The organism is Sphingomonas sp. LT1P40 (assembly GCF_036663835.1).
Lineage (GTDB): Bacteria > Pseudomonadota > Alphaproteobacteria > Sphingomonadales > Sphingomonadaceae > Sphingomonas.
Map to the genome: position 1 here is coordinate 404,183 of NZ_JAXOJT010000002.1, position 15,076 is coordinate 419,258.

The 15,076-nt window shown below is 64.7% G+C and carries 21 protein-coding genes; 15 read left to right on the forward strand and 6 right to left on the reverse strand.

The window, feature by feature from the left end:
- Positions 1 to 273: 273 nt before the first annotated feature.
- Positions 274 to 729: a HemJ family protein gene (locus tag U1702_RS13340; protein WP_332725423.1), complete on the reverse strand. Its 456-nt coding sequence runs from the start codon at positions 727 to 729 to the stop codon at positions 274 to 276.
- Positions 726 to 1,784, reverse strand: coding sequence for a uroporphyrinogen decarboxylase (hemE, locus tag U1702_RS13345; protein WP_332725425.1), 1,059 nt, complete (start codon positions 1,782 to 1,784; stop codon positions 726 to 728). Before hemE ends, U1702_RS13340 begins: the two co-directional genes overlap by 4 nt.
- A 308-nt stretch (positions 1,785 to 2,092) precedes the next feature.
- On the opposite strand from hemE, the gene U1702_RS13350 reads away from it, so the two are divergent.
- The 11 genes from U1702_RS13350 (at position 2,093) to U1702_RS13400 (ending at position 8,898) form a co-directional block, all read left to right on the forward strand.
- Positions 2,093 to 2,914 (forward strand): pyruvate, water dikinase regulatory protein, encoded by an 822-nt coding sequence (locus tag U1702_RS13350; protein ID WP_332725427.1) that lies wholly within the window; start codon positions 2,093 to 2,095, stop codon positions 2,912 to 2,914.
- The gene (locus U1702_RS13355) at positions 2,911 to 3,510 is read left to right on the forward strand and encodes a Maf family protein (protein WP_332725429.1); all 600 of its coding nucleotides are present in this window, start codon (positions 2,911 to 2,913) and stop codon (positions 3,508 to 3,510) included. The genes U1702_RS13350 and U1702_RS13355 overlap by 4 nt, the downstream gene beginning before the upstream one ends.
- Positions 3,507 to 4,316 carry a shikimate dehydrogenase family protein gene (locus U1702_RS13360; protein WP_332725431.1) on the forward strand — a complete coding sequence of 270 codons (810 nt, stop codon included), beginning with the start codon at positions 3,507 to 3,509 and terminating at the stop codon, positions 4,314 to 4,316. The genes U1702_RS13355 and U1702_RS13360 overlap by 4 nt, the downstream gene beginning before the upstream one ends.
- Positions 4,313 to 4,909: a dephospho-CoA kinase gene (gene coaE, locus U1702_RS13365; protein WP_332725433.1), complete on the forward strand. Its 597-nt coding sequence runs from the start codon at positions 4,313 to 4,315 to the stop codon at positions 4,907 to 4,909. The genes U1702_RS13360 and coaE overlap by 4 nt, the downstream gene beginning before the upstream one ends.
- Positions 4,910 to 4,916: 7 nt before the next feature.
- Complete coding sequence (dnaQ, locus tag U1702_RS13370; RefSeq protein ID WP_332725435.1) at positions 4,917 to 5,606, forward strand: DNA polymerase III subunit epsilon; 690 nt, start codon at positions 4,917 to 4,919, stop codon at positions 5,604 to 5,606.
- 49 nt (positions 5,607 to 5,655) lie between these two features.
- Entirely contained in the window at positions 5,656 to 6,237 is a 582-nt protein-coding gene (gene hpf, locus U1702_RS13375; RefSeq protein ID WP_332725437.1) for a ribosome hibernation-promoting factor, HPF/YfiA family, read from the forward strand.
- Between the two features lie 9 nt (positions 6,238 to 6,246).
- Complete coding sequence (locus U1702_RS13380; protein WP_332725440.1) at positions 6,247 to 6,717, forward strand: PTS sugar transporter subunit IIA; 471 nt, start codon at positions 6,247 to 6,249, stop codon at positions 6,715 to 6,717.
- Complete coding sequence (locus U1702_RS13385) at positions 6,701 to 7,168, forward strand: PaaI family thioesterase (RefSeq protein WP_332725442.1); 468 nt, start codon at positions 6,701 to 6,703, stop codon at positions 7,166 to 7,168. The genes U1702_RS13380 and U1702_RS13385 overlap by 17 nt, the downstream gene beginning before the upstream one ends.
- Positions 7,165 to 7,506 (forward strand): DUF1491 family protein, encoded by a 342-nt coding sequence (locus U1702_RS13390; protein ID WP_332725445.1) that lies wholly within the window; start codon positions 7,165 to 7,167, stop codon positions 7,504 to 7,506. The genes U1702_RS13385 and U1702_RS13390 overlap by 4 nt, the downstream gene beginning before the upstream one ends.
- A gap of 174 nt (positions 7,507 to 7,680) precedes the next feature.
- On the forward strand, positions 7,681 to 8,328 hold the full coding sequence (locus U1702_RS13395; protein WP_332725447.1) for a cell wall hydrolase: 648 nt from the start codon (positions 7,681 to 7,683) through the stop codon (positions 8,326 to 8,328).
- A 63-nt stretch (positions 8,329 to 8,391) separates the two neighbouring features.
- Positions 8,392 to 8,898 carry an MmcB family DNA repair protein gene (locus U1702_RS13400; RefSeq protein ID WP_332725449.1) on the forward strand — a complete coding sequence of 169 codons (507 nt, stop codon included), beginning with the start codon at positions 8,392 to 8,394 and terminating at the stop codon, positions 8,896 to 8,898.
- Here the strand turns inward: U1702_RS13400 and U1702_RS13405 are convergent.
- A complete protein-coding gene (locus U1702_RS13405) occupies positions 8,895 to 9,494 on the reverse strand; it encodes an ankyrin repeat domain-containing protein (RefSeq protein ID WP_332725451.1) in 600 nt (199 codons plus the stop codon). The two genes, U1702_RS13400 and U1702_RS13405, sit on opposite strands and share 4 nt — an antisense overlap.
- A 57-nt stretch (positions 9,495 to 9,551) precedes the next feature.
- Between U1702_RS13405 and U1702_RS13410 the strand changes: the two genes are divergently transcribed.
- The 3 genes from U1702_RS13410 to U1702_RS13420 are packed head-to-tail and all read left to right on the forward strand — an operon-like array spanning position 9,552 to position 11,256.
- Positions 9,552 to 10,160 carry an SCO family protein gene (locus U1702_RS13410; protein ID WP_332725453.1) on the forward strand — a complete coding sequence of 203 codons (609 nt, stop codon included), beginning with the start codon at positions 9,552 to 9,554 and terminating at the stop codon, positions 10,158 to 10,160.
- Positions 10,157 to 10,585: a YcgN family cysteine cluster protein gene (locus U1702_RS13415; RefSeq protein ID WP_332725455.1), complete on the forward strand. Its 429-nt coding sequence runs from the start codon at positions 10,157 to 10,159 to the stop codon at positions 10,583 to 10,585. Before U1702_RS13410 ends, U1702_RS13415 begins: the two co-directional genes overlap by 4 nt.
- The gene (locus U1702_RS13420) at positions 10,582 to 11,256 is read left to right on the forward strand and encodes a M48 family metallopeptidase (protein ID WP_332725457.1); all 675 of its coding nucleotides are present in this window, start codon (positions 10,582 to 10,584) and stop codon (positions 11,254 to 11,256) included. Before U1702_RS13415 ends, U1702_RS13420 begins: the two co-directional genes overlap by 4 nt.
- On the opposite strand, the gene U1702_RS13425 is transcribed toward U1702_RS13420, so the two are convergent.
- The 3 genes from U1702_RS13425 to U1702_RS13435 all read right to left on the reverse strand — a co-directional run bounded on the left by U1702_RS13425 (position 11,232) and on the right by U1702_RS13435 (position 14,598).
- Positions 11,232 to 13,352, reverse strand: a complete 2,121-nt coding sequence (locus tag U1702_RS13425; RefSeq protein ID WP_332725459.1) for a transglycosylase domain-containing protein — start codon at positions 13,350 to 13,352, stop codon at positions 11,232 to 11,234. The two genes, U1702_RS13420 and U1702_RS13425, sit on opposite strands and share 25 nt — an antisense overlap.
- 185 nt (positions 13,353 to 13,537) lie before the next feature.
- Positions 13,538 to 13,942 (reverse strand): peptide-methionine (R)-S-oxide reductase MsrB, encoded by a 405-nt coding sequence (gene msrB / locus U1702_RS13430; protein WP_332725461.1) that lies wholly within the window; start codon positions 13,940 to 13,942, stop codon positions 13,538 to 13,540.
- Positions 13,943 to 13,974: 32 nt separating this feature from the next.
- A complete protein-coding gene (locus tag U1702_RS13435) occupies positions 13,975 to 14,598 on the reverse strand; it encodes a class I SAM-dependent methyltransferase (protein WP_332725463.1) in 624 nt (207 codons plus the stop codon).
- A gap of 131 nt (positions 14,599 to 14,729) precedes the next feature.
- On the opposite strand from U1702_RS13435, the gene U1702_RS13440 reads away from it, so the two are divergent.
- On the forward strand, positions 14,730 to 15,065 hold the full coding sequence (locus U1702_RS13440; protein WP_332725465.1) for an antibiotic biosynthesis monooxygenase: 336 nt from the start codon (positions 14,730 to 14,732) through the stop codon (positions 15,063 to 15,065).
- Positions 15,066 to 15,076 lie beyond the last annotated feature (11 nt).

Here is a 15,076-nt window from a genome sequence, read left to right on the forward strand (position 1 = left end):
CCGTGTGGCGATCGCCGGGGGAATTGCGCACTGTGGTTGTGGAATTCGGGCGTTGAGACGCGGGCAATAGCATGGAGAAAGGAAGCCGGTTACCGCCAGGACGGCGGCACGACGAGAGCGGATTAGGTTCGGGCCGGATTCAAGTCAAGTCGGCGCTGTTTGAAATGCGTGAAGGACGCATTTGTGACGGCACCGGCCCGCTCCCCCACCCGGCCACCAATCCAGCATGATCTTGTGGGTGGCCGGGTGGGGAGCGGGCCGGTGCCGCCCACATCAAAAAGGCCGAACGACGGCCAGCACCACGATCAGCGCGACGAAGATCGCAGGGACTTCGTTGAGCATGCGCAGGCGGCGGGGTTCAATATTGCCCTGACCCACCGCCAAACGCTTGGAATAAGCAACCGCCCAACCATGATAGCCCGAGAGCAACACGACCAGCAACAGCTTGGCATGTAGCCAGCCGAGACCCGCTGCACCCTCGAACAGTCCGAGGTTGGCGGCAAGCACCAGGCCCAGAATCCAGACGACGGCGAGTGCTGGCGTGAGGATCACGCGGCGCAGTTTCGCTTCGCGTTCAGCCCAAGCCCTCGCCTGCACCGGATCGCCCAGCGCCTCCTGATGATGCACCAGATAGCGCGGCAGGATGAACAGCCCTGCCATCCAGAAGATCACGAAGATCAGATGGGCAGCTTTTACCCACAGATATGCCGCACCCAGAAAACCGATCATCTGCCACCCCGAACGAGATCGAGCAGCTGCTCGACATGGGCGATCGGCGTATCCGGCAGGATGCCATGGCCCAGATTGAAGATATGCGGACGATCGGCCAGCGCCGCAAGCACGCGTGTCGCGGCGGCGCGCAGTTCATCACCGCCCGCGATCAGCGCCAGCGGATCGAGATTGCCCTGCACCGGCATGCCCGACGGCAGTTCGCGGTGCGCCCAGGCGGGATCGACCGTCTCGTCGAGGCCAATACCGTCAATCTCGATCTCGCGGGCATAGGCACCGAGTTTTCCGCCAGCCCCCTTGGGGAAACCGATGATCTTCGCATTCGGGCAGCGTGCGCGCAGACCCGAGACGATGGCGGCGTTGGGCGCAATCACCCAGCGCTCGAACTGTGCAGGCGAAAGCGATCCGGCCCAGCTGTCGAACAGCTGCACCGCCTCGACCCCGGCTTCGACCTGTTTCGCCAGATAATCGATCGTGAGGGTGACGATTGCGTCGATGATTGCCTGAAACGCCATTGGGTCACGATAGGCCATGCGGCGCGTTTCAGCCTGGTCGCGGCTACCCTGTCCGGCGACCATATAGGTGGCGACCGTCCACGGGCTGCCTGCAAAGCCCAGGAACGTCGTCTCAGGCGGCAAAGCGGCGGCAACGCGGCGGACGGTGCCATAGACCGGGTCAAGCCGCTGCGGGGCCGCTGACAGCGATTCCAGCGCATGATCGACCAGCTTGGGCGCGAGCCGCGGGCCTTCACCCGTCTCGAACCACAGATTCTGGCCCAGCGCATGCGGGATGACGAGAATGTCGGAGAACAGGATCGCACCGTCGAACCCGAAGCGGCGGATCGGCTGAAGCGTGACTTCCGCCGCCGCATCGCTGTCGTTGACCAGTTCGAGGAAGCCGCCCTTCTCTGCTCGAAGCGCGCGATATTCGGGCAGATAGCGGCCCGCCTGACGCATGAGCCATACCGGCGGGGACTCGACCCGCTGACCTGACAGCACCTTTAGCAACGGCTTGGATATGGGCGACGCGGGCGTCGAAATCGAAGGTTCGGTCATTGCCTACTTCTATTAGAAGATAAGATTCAAAGAGGATGTGGTTGTAGATGGAGCGTGGATCGCGGGGCTTAGGCGGTTGTGCCGATTCTGCCAACAGATTGACGGCGGCAGCATACCCCGCTCCCCACGGAGTCGCCCAATTTATCCACAGTCTTCACAGTCTGTGCGCCGATCCGCGCCGCTGTGGAACCCGCTGTGGATGAAATGGCCGAAGCGGGGATCGATCGACCCGCTTGGCGGGGCATGAAGGTTGCGCTAGCCGTTTTGCCCATGTTGTCCACAGGTCTGTCCAGCGGGGGTTTCCGCCCGTGAAACTCCACCTCCACCTCCTCTCCGACTCCACCGGCGAGACGCTGGAGAATATCGCCAAGGCCGCGCTGGCGCAGTTCGACGATGTCGAGACCATCCGGCATTTCTGGCCGATGGTGCGTAGCGAAACGCACCTCGAGCGCATCCTGAACGAGATCGTGCAGAACCCTGGGCTGGTGATCTTCACGCTGGTGAATTCGACGATCCGCCGCACGCTGGAGGCGCGCTGCCGCGCAATGGGGTTGCCGGCGGTGGCCCCGCTAGACCCCGTCAACCACGCGCTGTCGAGCCTGTTGGGACAGGAGATGAAGGCCCGGCCGGGGCGGCAGCACATTTTGGACGCCGCCTATTTCGCGCGGGTCGATGCGATCCAGTTCACGATCGCGCACGACGACGGCATCGGCTGGGAGAATTGGGAGGAGGCCGATATCGTGCTCGCCGGCGTGTCGCGCACGTCGAAGACGCCGACTTCGATCTATCTGGCCAATCGCGGCTACAAGACCGCGAACATCCCGATCGTGCCGGAATCGCCGCCGCCATCGACGCTGTATGCATTGAAGAACCCGATGGTGGTCGGACTGACCACCAGCCCGGAGCGGCTGATTCAAGTGCGGCGCAACCGGTTGCTGTCGCTGAACCAGCAGGACGAGACGTCCTATATCGAACAGGACGCGGTGCAGCGCGAGGTCGCCTATGCGCGGCGCATGTTCGCCGATAATGGCTGGCCGGTGATCGATGTCACGCGCCGTTCGATTGAGGAAACGGCGGCGGCGATCATCACCATGGCGAATGACCGCGCGATGGAAGCGCGAGCGGAATGACCGTGCCCACACTCATTCTGGCTTCCACCAGCGCATCGCGCCGTGCGATGCTGACCGCCGCCGGGGTGCTGCATGAGGCATTGCCGGCACATGTCGACGAGGATGCGGTCAAGGCCGGGATGGCCGGGGCGACCCCGCGCGATCTGGCCGATGCGCTGGCCGAGCTGAAGGCGATCAAGATCAGCCAGCGGGTGCCGGGGACATTGGTGCTGGGGTGCGATTCGGTGGTGGCGATCGAGGACGGGACGATGCTCGACAAGCCGGTCGATCGCGCCGATGCCGCACGGCAGCTGGCGTTGCTGTCCGGCAAGCGCCACGATCTGTGGAGCGCGGCGGTGATCGCGGAAAATGGTCGTCCGGTATGGCGGCATGTCGAGCGCGCACGGATGGCGGTGCGGCCACTGTCAGATGCGTTTATCGAGCAGTATCTGGAGGCCGAGTGGCCCGCAATCGCGGGATGCGTCGGCTGTTATCGGGTCGAGGGGCCGGGGGTGCAGCTATTCTCGAAGATCGAGGGCAGCCATTACACGATTCTGGGCATGCCGTTGCTGACCATCCTCGATTATCTGCGCACGAGAGGCGTTTTGACGTCATGACCATCTATGCCGAAGTGATCGGCGATCCGATCGCGCAATCCAAATCGCCGGTGATCCACGGCTTCTGGTTGGGGAAGCTCGGGCTGGCCGCGCGCTATGACAAGACATTGGTGACGCCGGATGCGCTCGGCGATTTCTTCGCCTCACGCCGCGACGATCCCGACTGGCGCGGGTGCAACATCACCGCCCCGCACAAGGTGGCGGCGCTGGATCACGTGCCTGATCCAGGCGGCGTGCGCGCCTCGATCGGCGCGATCAACACCGTGTTCCGCGACGGATCGGGCGCGCTGATCGGCACCAACACCGATGCCGCGGGCTTTTATGCGCCGCTCGCCGATTTCGATCTGGAGGGCGCGGCGGTCGCCGTGATCGGAGCCGGCGGCGCGGCGCGCGCGGTGCTTTTCGCTTTGGCACGCGCCGGGGTTGAGCGGGTTACGATCCTCAACCGCTCACCGTTGAAGGCGATGGGGTTGCTCGCAACCTTCGGGTTGAAGGGCGATGCGGTGCCGCTCGACGCGCCGCTCCCGCCGGTGGCGTTGCTGGTCAACGCCAGTTCGCTGGGGATGACGGGACAGCCGCAGCTCGACCTCGATCTGTCGGCGCTGCCCGAGGATGCGGTGGTGTATGACGCGGTCTATGCGCCGCTGGAGACCGGTTTGTTGCGGGCGGCGCGGGCACGCGAGCTGGAGACGGTGGACGGGCTGGAGATGCTGATCGGCCAGGCGGCGCTGGCGTTCGAGCTGTTCTTTGGCAAGGCACCACCGCGCGAGCATGACGCGGATTTGCGGGCGCTGTTGGTCGCATGACCATCGTGTTGGGCCTCACCGGCTCGATCGGCATGGGCAAATCGACGGTGGCCGCGATGTTTGCCGAAGCGGGCGTGCCGGTGTTCGACGCGGACGCCGAGGTCCATCGGCTACAGGGACCGGGCGGCGCTGTGGTCGCGGCGATCGAGGCGGTGTTTCCCGATACGACCGGACCCCAAGGCGTGAACCGCACGGCCCTGGGTGAGGCGGTGTTCGGCAATCCGGCGGCGTTCGCGCGGCTGGAAGCGATCGTTCACCCCGCCGTCGCCGAGTCGCGCGCGGCGTTTCTGCTGGCGAATGCCGATGCGCCGCTGGTTGTGCTCGACATCCCGTTGCTGTTCGAGACGGGCGGATGGAAGAAGGTTGACCGGATCGCGGTCGTCTCTGCCCCCGCTGATGTCCAGCGGGCGCGGGTGCTCGTGCGGCTGGGCATGACGGTCGAGCGCTTCGAGGCGATTCTGGCAAAACAGCTGCCCGATGCCGAGAAACGGCAGCGCGCGGATTTCGTGATTCCGACCGGCGGTTCCCTTGATGAGACACGCGACGCAGTTCGTGCGGTCATCGCTTGCCTAGTGCCGCCAGAAGGCGGATAATCGCGCGATGCGGGAAATCGTTTTCGATACCGAAACCACCGGGCTCAGCTTCAGCGCAGGGCACCGGCTGGTGGAAATCGGTTGTGTCGAGCTGGTCAACCGGGTGCCGACCGGGCGCTCGTTCCATGCCTATGTGAACCCCGACCGCGACATGCCGGTCGAGGCGTTCAACGTGCACGGGCTGTCGGCGGCGTTTCTGGCCGACAAGAAGCGTTTCCCCGATGTTTGCGACGATCTGATCGAATTTCTGGGCGATTGCCCGCTGATCGCGCACAATGCGATGTTCGATTACGGCTTTATCAATGGTGAGTTGAAGGCCTGCGGGCGTCCATTGCTGCCGGTCGAGCGCATCGTCTGCACGCTTCAGCTGGCGCGGACACGGCATCCGGGGGCCAAGCACACGCTCGACGCGCTGTGCGTGCGCTATGGCATCGATCTGTCCGCACGCGAGCTGCACGGTGCGCTGCTCGACGCGCAATTGCTGGCGCAGGTCTTCATCGAACTGACCGGCGGGCGCCAGATCGCGCTTGGCTTGTCTGTGGAAGAAGCGGCACGCGAACTGAACCAAATTTCAACGGGTCGGAGCCATGTTCGTCCCGCGCGCGTTTTTACGGCCAGCAATGCAGAACTGGTCCGCCATTCGGCGTTCATGGCCGGATTCGAGGAGCCCCTGTGGAATGCACCGGCGTCCGGTTGACGCTGGCGAAGCGCGTTCCTAGGTGCCCCTCAACTAGACGGAGGAATATATGGATATCCGGGTTTCGGGTCATCGGGTCGATACGGGCGAGGCGATCAGGCAGCATGTCGATGAACGACTTCAGGGTATTGCCGACAAATATTTCTCACGCGCGATTTCCGCCCATGTAACCTTTGGCAAGGGACCGCACGACCATGGCTTTACCTGCGACATCGTGTCGCATGTGATGCAGGGTCTGGTACTGAAGGGCTCGCACGCAGCGCAGGAAGCGCATCTCGCGTTCGACGGCGCCGCCGACAAGATCGAGAAACAGCTGCGCCGCTATATGCGCCGCCTGAAAGATCGTTCTAACGGTCATGCCCAGGCGCAGGCCGCGGCCGAAGCCAATTACGACGCTGGCTATACGGTGTTCCAGATCGGCGACGAGGAAGAGGTTCCCGATGCCCCACCGGTCATCGCCGAAACCCGTGTCGACGTGCCCGACGCCAGCGTGTCGGATGCGGTGATGATGCTGGATTTGCGCAACACCAACGCACTGCTGTTCAAGAACAGCGGCACCGGCAATTACAACATGGTCTATCGCCGCACCGACGGCACGATCGGCTGGGTCGAACCCAACCGGGCCGCCTGACCGAGCACGATGGTCGATCTCAGCGATCTGTTAACCCCCGAGGCGGTGCTTTCGGGAACCCCTGCGGGCACCAAGAAGAAGCTGTTCGCGCTTCTGGGTGAGGCCGCTGCTGCGGCCTATCGCCTCGATCCCGCCGCCGTTGCCGAACGGCTGAGCGAACGCGAAAAGCTGGGATCGACCGGTTTCGGCGGCGGTATCGCGATTCCGCATGGCAAGATTGCGGGGCTGCCCGGCGTGATCGGCATGTTCGCGCGGCTCGACAAGCCGCTCGACTTCGGCTCGGTGGACGATGCGCCGGTCGATCTGGTGTTCGCATTGCTGTCGCCGCCCGAGGCGGGGGCAGAGCATCTCAAGGCGCTGGCGCGGGTGTCGCGGCGGCTGCGCGACCGGGTGTTTACCGCCAAGCTGCGCGGCGCGGGATCGACCGATGCGCTGTTCGCGCTGCTGACCGGGGTCGAGGCGCGTGACGCGGCCGCCTGAGGCGACAGGCGCAGACGCGCATTTCCGCGCGCTCGAATCGCTCTATGCCGCCGCGCCGATCAACCGGTTCTTCGATTCGCGGCTGGAAATTCCTGCGAGCGGACAGGCGCGCATCCATTTTACCATCGACGAACGGCATTTCCATGCCGGCGGCGCGGCGCATGGCACCGGCTATTTCAAGATGCTGGACGATGCCGCCTTCTACGCCGCGAACAGCCTGGTTACCGACCGGTTCCTGCTGACCACGGCGTTCAACCTGCTGTTCACCCGACCGCTGGGGATCGGCCCGGTGACCGCCGAGGGGCGCTGGGTCAGCGGTCAGCGGCGCGTATTCGTGGCGGAGGCGCGGCTGATCGACGGCAGCGGGGAGGAAGTTGCGCGCGGCACCGGCACCTTCATGAAGTCGCGCATCGCACTGGCCGGGTTGCCCGGTTATCGCGTGCAGCCATGACGCCACGGCTCGCCAGCGGGCTGATCGTCAATGCACTGGTCCGCCGTGTGAATGCGGCGGGCGGCAGCGCGATGATATTGGCAAAGGGGCATGCCGAAGCCGGTACGATCCTGGTCCTGACGCTCGAACGCGGCGGGAATCCCGGCTTTTTCGAGCGCGGGCTGGGGTCGGAGGGCAAGCCTGTACTGGTGGTCAGCGGCCCCTCCGACCTGGCGGATGACGCCGCGGTGACCGACTATTGGCAGCGGCGCCGCAGTCGAGATCCAGATCTGTGGGTGGTTGAACTGGATATCGCAGGGGCAGAACGGTTCGCCGCTGAAACGATCATCGATGGTTGACGGATCGTTGCGGTCCCGTCAGAGGCGCGCGCAGCTTAAAGAGCGTTGTGCCGACGGGGTGTGAAACCGCCGGTTACGCAGTCGGGGGGACAGTCCGACCGGCCACCGTGGATCGACTGATGTCGACAAGGGGATGGGCCGGATCGCACGCCAACCGCATAATATCGAAGTTGAATGACGTTCTCACTACGCGCCGCACTGATCGCGGCTGTTACTCTCTCCGTCGCCGCCGGAATCGGCGCGACAGCCCCGGGTGTGGCCCGGGAGGCTGAAAAAACGCCACTCGCAAGCATCAACGATCCTGTTGCCGAACAGGTTCCCACCATGGCCGAAGCGCTCGCCGATCTCGAGCAGGATGCACCGGCCGCGCTCGAACAAGCCGAACTGACTGAAGCCGCCGAGAGCGCAGACTATGCGACGCTGGCCGCCGCCGTCGCCGCGCAGCCGCTCGCCACGTCGGATGCCGAGCATAATTGTCTGGCCATCGGCGTCTATTACGAGTCGAAGGGCGAGCCGCTCGAAGGCCAACTTGCCGTCGCCGAAGTGATCCTCAACCGCGCCAAATCGGGTCGTTTCCCCGGCACCGTGTGCGGCGTGCTCAAGCAGCGCGGCCAATTCTCGTTCGTGCGTGGTGGCCAGCTGCCGCAGCCGCCCGTCAGCGCCCGCGCGTGGAAGACCGCACTGGCCGTCGCCAAGGTGGCGCGTGACGATGCCTGGGACAGCCGTGTGTCGAACGCGCTGTTCTTCCATGCCCGTTACGTCTCGCCCGGCTGGCGTCGTGCCCGCGTCGGCAGTGTCGGCAACCACATCTTCTATCGTTAAGCGGTCGGCACTAAACGACGAACCGGGGTTTCTCCCGTTCGTGCAATGTTCTAAAAGCGGGGGATGGCGAGCTTGTCATCCCCCGCTTTTGATTCGTGCCCGCCCGACGCACGGCTGCTCACCGCAGAGGTGACGCGGGGCGTGTGCCGGATGCTGCTGCGCCACGATATCGTGGCAATGGCGGAGGTACCGCTGGGCGATGGCCGCCGCGCCGACCTGATGGCGATCGACGCGCGCGGCAACATCATCATCGTCGAGGTCAAGGTGTCACGCGCCGATCTGCTCGGCGACGGCAAATGGACCGACTATCTGGCGCATTGCGACCGGTTTTTCTGGGCAGTTCCGGCGGGGTTCGATCTGTCCCCGCTCGATTCCTCGGCGTTCCTGCCCGAACGTGCCGGGGTGATCGTCGCCGACCGCTATGACGCGGCAGTCGTGCGCGAGGCGGCGACGGTGCCGCTGGTGGCCACGACGCGGCGCAACTGCACGCTGGCCTTTGCCCGCCGCGCCGCGCGACGGGTCATTACCCTGACCGATCCCGATGCCGACGGGCTGAACTGGAAGGGTTAGAAGCTCGGCCCGGAAACGGCGCGTTTCTCGGCCTTTGGCGCATTCTTCAGCATCTGTGCGATCATCGGCGAGCGGGCGTCGGCAGCGGCATAGTCGCGCGCGCTCATGCCGGCGAGCCGGTCGCTCTGGTCGGGATCGGCCTTGTTCGTCAGCAGCATGCGCACCAGTTCGATATCGCGGCGCTGCACCGCGCGGATTAACGGGGTCTCGCCACCATTATTGGCCAGGTTGATATTGGCACCGCGCGACAACAGGATCGTGACACCCTCGGGATAGGCGGCCTCGACCGCCAGCATCAGCGGGGTGTTGCCGGCACGATCCTGAAGATTGGCATCCCCGCCGCGCGCGAGGATGAAATTGAGATAGGTACGGTCGCGCCGCTTGACGACGATGTGGATCGCGCCCTCACCCTTGCCGTCCTTCGCGTTGACGACGCTCTGGCCGGGCTCGTTGAGCATCTCCGTCACCTTGTTTCCGTCCTGCTCGCGCACGGCATTCAGGAAAGTGGTGCTCTCCGAACGCTGCTGGGCGATGGCGGGAAGTGCGAACGCGATGAGCGCCGCGGCGAGTACGGGCCGGGACGGACGGAAAACCATGGTCGAAACAATGCCCCTTTGGTTGTGCGAACCTTGCAAGCCGCCCCGTATCAGATCATGGCTGGCGACACCATGAACAGCTTGTTTTTCCGCGCCCTTCCGCTCGCTCTGCTTCTTGCCGCCTGCGGAAGCGGCGAACCAGCGCAAAAATCGCTCGCCAACGCGCCGTTGGCGGGGGCGTCGATCGGCGGGCCGTTCGCGCTGGTCGATGGGAACGGCAAGGCGGTGAAGGACAGCGACTTTGCCGGAAAATACCGCATCATGTATTTCGGCTACACCTTCTGCCCCGATGTGTGCCCGGTCGATGTCCAGAATATCGGCGGCGCGATGAAACTGCTCGACAAGCAGAATCCGAAGCTGTCGGCGCAAATCGTGCCGATCTTCGTGACGATCGATCCTGCCCGCGACACGCCGAAGGTGGTGAAGGAATTCACGGCCGCCTTCTACCCGCGCATGATCGGCCTGACCGGCTCGGCGGCGGCGATCGATGCGGCGGCAAAGGCGTATCGCGTGCCTTATGCCAAGCGCGTGACGCCGAGCGGTTATCTGATGGATCACGGGCGTCAGGCGTATCTGATGGGGCCGAAGGGCGAGCCGATCGCGTTGTTGCCCCAGGATGAAAGCCCGCAAGCGATCGTCGCGGAGATCGAACGCTGGATCGGGTGACGCCATTTTGGGAGCAGCCGCTCGCCAGCCTCGACCGCGCGCAATGGGAAGCCTTGTGCGACGGCTGCGGCAAATGCTGCCTCCACAAGATCGAGGATGCAGACACGGGCGAACTCTACGCCACCAACGTCGCGTGCCGCTTGCTCGACCGCGATGCCGGCATGTGCAGCGATTACAAGCACCGCCATGCCTATGTCGCCGAATGCGTGCGGCTGACGATGAACAATGTCGAGGACATCGTGTGGTTGCCGCAGACCTGCGCCTATCGCCTGCGCGCAAACGGTGAAGCACTGCCGGACTGGCATTATCTGGTGAGCGGGGACCGCGAGAGCGTCCATGAAGCGGGCGAATCGACGCGCGGCTGGACCGTTTCGGAGACGCTGGCGGGCGATCTGGAAAACCATATGGTCGACCGGGTGCTGTGAGCGCCGCAATCGAAGTCGTCCGGCATCCGCGTGCGCGCCGGATGAAATTGTCGATCGACAATGCCACGGGGCAAGTCCGTTTGACGCTGCCGCCGCGCGCCCCGGTCGGCCCGGCGATGGCATGGGCGCAGGGGCAACAGGCATGGATTGACCGAGCGCTGGCGAAGCGTACTCAGCCCAGCCCGTTCGTGCCGGGCGGCGCGTTGCTCTACATGGGCGAGGCGGTGTCGCTGGGCTGGGACAGCGGCTTTCCGCGCACGCCGGTGTTCGATGACGGGCAACTGATGGCGGGGGGGCCGCGTGAGGGCTATGAACGCCGGATCGAACTGTGGCTGCGCAAACAGGCGCTAAAGGTGCTGAGCGCCGAAACCGCCGAATATGCCGCCAAGGCGAGCGTTACCGTCGCGCGGGTCGCGATTGGCGATCCCAAGGGGCGCTGGGGCAGCTGCGCATCGTCCGGCATCATCCGCTATAGTTGGCGGCTGATCCTGGCGCCGCCGGAGGTGCGCCGCGCGACCGTGGCGCATGAGGTGGCGCACCGTGTGCATATGAATCACAGCGCCGCGTTCCATGCGGTGGTGCGCGACCTCTATGGCAGGGAACCGGCCCGTGAACGTGCCTGGCTGCGCGCCAACGCCATGCGACTTCACTCGTTCGGGCGCGATTCCTGAAGCGGACGCGAGTCGCGCGGCGGATCGCGCGGGGGTGCGCGATCGGCTGGCTCGCGCGCGGGCGGGGGCGCTTCGCCCGGACCGCGTCCGGTCATCCGGTCGAGCCAGTCGTCGTCGATCCGGCCATCCTCCGGGGTCTGATCGTCGACTGATTCGCCGGGCTCCTGCGCGGCGTCGGGGTTGACCTCGTCGCGTTCGATGGGGTTACCATCCTCGTCGACGAACAGCCCGTTATCCGGCTCGCCATAGACTTGCTGGTCGGGTTCGACCTGCCATTCGGGCAGGGTTACTTCGGTCTCGAATTCCTCGACCGGGCGACCGGCGACGGCGGGCTTCATGAACGCGGCAAAGGCTTTCGCGGGCGCGGTGCCGCCCTGCAATCCGCGCACGACCTTGGCATCGTCGCGGCCCATCCACACGCCGGTGGTAAGGCCGGAAGAGAAGCCGAGGAACCAGCCATCCTTGTTCGAGCTGGTGGTGCCGGTCTTGCCCGCGACGGGGCGGCCGATCTGTGCCGCTTTGCCGCTGCCGGTGTTGACTGCGGTCTGGAGCAAATCGGTCATCTGCGCGGCGACATAGGGCGCGACGAGCACGCGCGAGGTGTCGACTTCATGCTGATAGATCACCGCGCCGTTCGCGGTGACGCGGGTGATGGCATAGGGGGTCACCGCCACGCCCTTTTGCCCGACCGAGGCATAGGCGCGGGTCATGTCGATCAGGCGCACGTTGGACGTGCCCAGCACCATCGCCGGTTGCGTGTTAATGGGCGTGGTGATGCCGAACCGGCGCGCCATGTCGGCAACCGTGCCGAAGCCCGATTCCTGCCCCAGCTTGGCCGCCACCGTGTTGACCGAATAGGCGAAGGCCGAACGCAACGTCATTTCGCCGGAAAAACGCCGGCTGTTGTTACGCGGGCTCCAGCCGTTGATCGTCACCGCCTCGTCGACGACGCGGTCGTCGACCTTGTGCCCGCCCTCCAGCGCGGCGAGATAGACGAACAGCTTGAATGCCGACCCCGGCTGGCGCGTCGCCTGAGTCGCGCGGTTGTAGTTGGACGTCACATAATCGCGCCCACCGATCATCGCGCGCACCGCACCGTCGCGGTCGAGGCTGACCAGTGCGCCCTGTGTGCCCGCGGGCGTGTTGGCCTGAATCGCCTGGGTCGCGGCGTTCTGCATCTTCAGGTCGATCGTCGTCCACACGTCAAGCGGGGCGACGGTCTCGTCGATCAGCATCTCCAGCTGGGGCAGTGCCCAGTCGGTGAAATAGCGCACGCTGTTCTGCTTTGGCGCGGCCGCCAGCTTCACGCCCGCAGGGCGCGCGGTTGCGGCTTCGGCGCGGGTCAGCGCGCCGGTTTCGACCATCACGTCGAGCACCACGCTGGCGCGACCGACTGCCGCCTCGGCATCGGCGGTAGGCGAATAGCGCGAGGGCGCCTTGACGAGGCCCGCGATGACGGCGGATTCAGACAGCGTCAGGTTGGTCGCGGCATGGCCGAAAAAGGTGCGCGAGGCGGCGTCGATGCCGTAAGCGCCGCCGCCGAAATAGACCTTGTTCAGATAGAGTTCGAGGATCTGGTCCTTGGTGAACTTGCGCTCCAGCGCCAGCGCCAGGATCATCTCCCGCACTTTGCGCCCGACGTCATATTTGTTGGACAGAAAGATCGTGCGCGCGACCTGTTGCGTGATTGTCGATGCGCCCTGAAGCCGTCGGTCGGTGCCGCGATTGTCGAATGCGAATTTGGTGATGCGGGCGAGCGCGACCGGATCGACGCCCCAGTGCGAGTGAAAGCGCCGATCCTCGATCGCCACCATCGCGTCGCGCATCGGCGTCGGGATTTTGGAATATTCGATCCATTCGCCGTAACTGGGTCCGAGCGATACGATGACGGTGCCGTCGGCGGCATGGACGCGGATCATCTGCCCGTTGGGCGATGATTTCAGCTCGTCGAAACTGGGAAGGGACGCGCGTGCTGTGTAAACCGCGATCAGCAAGGCAACGAAGCCGGCGAGCGCCAACAGCGCGGCACCGCCCAGCACCCAAGTCAGGATGCGGCGTGTTTTCGGCGACAACAGGGGCGTTTTACGGGTGGCCATGGAACGGTGTGTGCGAATCTACGGCTGAACCGCACATGTCACAAGCGGATCAATCGTGTTTGTTTGTCTGATTCAGCTTTGCTGAATGCGGCACCGGCCCGCTCCCCCACCCGGCCACCCATCAAGATACACTGGCGTGGATGGCAGGGTGGGGGAGTGGGCCGGTGTGGTCTGACTGAGCTTGCTCAGCCAGCATCACCACGTGCACGAAAGTCCAGCGCGACCGAATTGATGCAGTAACGCAAGCCGGTCGGCGGCGGGCCGTCGGGAAAGACATGCCCCTGATGCCCGTCACACCGGGCACAGCGCGCTTCGGTGCGCACCATCCCGTGGCTGACGTCGCTATGTTCCGTGATGCGGTCGGGCGCGATCGGTTGGGTGTAGCTGGGCCAGCCCGATCCCGAATCGAACTTGTCGTCGCTGTCGAACAGCTCCAGCTGGCACCCGGCACAGCGATAGACGCCGTCGGCCTTGTTATCGGTCAGCCGACCGGAAAAGGCGCGTTCGGTCCCCGCATGACGCAGCACAGTGAATTGTTCGGGCGTCAGGCGTGCACGCCATTCCGATTCGGAAAGATTGAGATGGTCCATGGCCACCGATGTGTGGTGCGAAGCGCGCGCCGTCAATCGGCGGCGTCGTCCTTCCACGCCCAATAGAGTTGCGCGGGCGGCACGTTCCACCATTCCATGTCCCGGTCGACCCGGTCGAAATAGGGATCGATGAAGTCGCGGCATTTGGGGCTGAACTGATAGACCAGGAACGCGCCGCCGGGGCGGATCACCTGTGCCGTCGCTGCGCCGATCTGCGCACCGACACCGGGCGGCAAGGTCGAGAAGGGCAGGCCCGACAGCACGAAATCGGCATGTTCCGCACCATGATCGGCGACGATCGTGTTGACGTCCGCGGCCGAGCCATGAATCGCGGAAAAGCGCGGATCGACGATCGAATCGCGCAGATAGGCAACGAAATCGGCGTTGGTGTCGATCGCGATATATTTCGCATCGGGGGTCATCCGGTCGAGGATATGACGGCAGAAGGTGCCGACGCCCGGACCGTATTCGACAAAGACCTTGGTATTTTCCCAGTCCACCGGCTTCAGCATCTTGCGGATCAGTTTGCCCGAGGACGGGATGATCGAACCGACCATCACCGGATGCTTGAAGAACCCCTGAAGAAACATCGCCTGAGGCGACATGGGGCGCGTGGGCTTTCGCTTTGCGCGGGCAATCGTGGTCGAACCGGTCATCAACTTCCCTTTGGCGGTGTCGCGTTTCTGTAGGACAGTTGCCACGCCTCTGTCATCAGCCACGTCGCGGCACAACGTGTCACCTGTCGCAGCGGTTGCGCAGGGCGGCGGAAAGTTTCATCATGAAACCTATGGGGCATCCACGCGAAGGGCAGGTCGCCGTGATCTTTGTCTCCGAATCCACGGGTTCGGATGCGGGCGGCTATGAAGCGGCGGCAGAGGCGATGGCGGCGCTGGTGGCGAGACAGCCGGGGTTTCGCGGGGTCGACTGGGTCGGCGGTGACAACGGTGCGGGCGGTGGCGGCGAAATCACGATCAGCTATTGGGCGGACGATGCCAGCGCGGCGGCGTGGCGCGACCATCCCGAACATCGCCGCATCCAGAACGAGGGGCGTGGGCGCTGGCTCAAACGCTATGATTTGATGGTTGCCGATATCCGCCGGGGTCACATCTGGAGCGCAACGTGAGCGCGCTTCCG